1 pseudogene is annotated in these 954 nt (G+C 81.0%); it reads right to left on the reverse strand.

Annotated elements, in window-relative coordinates:
• A pseudogene (locus ABEB16_RS22560) lies at positions 1 to 954 on the reverse strand (hypothetical protein); the annotation flags it as partial.

Below are 954 nucleotides of genomic sequence, written 5' to 3' on the forward strand. Positions count from 1 at the left end.
CCGCGCCCACGAGCGGGTCGGCCAGCGAGACGGCCTCCAGCACACCGGCCCACCAGGCGGTCTCCACCTCCGCGCGCAGGTCCACGCTGCCCTCACCGCTCCAGCGCGCCCCGAGGTCGTCGAGCAGCGGCTGCCAGCCACCGGCCGCGAGCTCCGCCAGCAGCACGGTGCGCCGCGGCAGCGGGCCGAGCGCACCCTCGTCCTCGTGCAGGGAGCGCAGCAGCGCGGACAGCTCCGGCAGCGCCGCGCCGCGCAGGCCCTCCACCCCGCCGAAGCGCTCCGGCAGCGCCCAGGCGACGGCGTCCAGCTCCGCCAGCAGCGCGTCCAGCGCCGCCTCGGCCCCGTCCAGCGCCGCCGGCACCTGCGGGACACCGCCGCGGCCGCTGGCGCGCTGCCACTCCAGCCGCTGCGCCCGCGCCTGCAGCAGCCAGTCGTGCAGCTCCTCGGTGCCGGCGGGCACCGCGGTGGGCAGCAGCAGGGCGCGGGCCTGCCGGCGCAGCCGCCAGCGCCGCCACCAGCCCATCCGCACGCCGTCCGCGCGGCGCTGGGAGGGGCCGGCCGTCGCGGCCACCACGTCCGCCAGCGACTGCCGGTACACCTCCGCGGAGAAGCGCTGCGCGGTCCGGCGCACGCCGCGCAGCAGCTCGACCTGCTCCAGCCAGCCGGCCGGGGTGTCGGCGCCGCGCAGGCCGGCCTCGGCGTCGAGGACGGCCATGCGGGCGCGGGCGGCGGGCAGCAGGTCGGCCACGAGGCGGCGCACCGAGGCGGCGACGGCCTCGGCCTGCTCGGACCGGGTCAGGCGGGCCCCGGCCCACGGGGTGGTGGCCGGGGTGGTGGTGAAGGCGCCGAGCGCGGCGGCCTCCGCCAGCCGCTCCGCCCAGCCGGGCAGGTCCTCCCGGCGGCAGGACAGCAGGGCCTCCCCCCGCAGCCGGCGGGTGGTGCGCGGGCCGAGGG

Source organism: Kineococcus glutinatus, from assembly GCF_039542765.1.
Lineage (GTDB): Bacteria > Actinomycetota > Actinomycetes > Actinomycetales > Kineococcaceae > Kineococcus_A > Kineococcus_A glutinatus.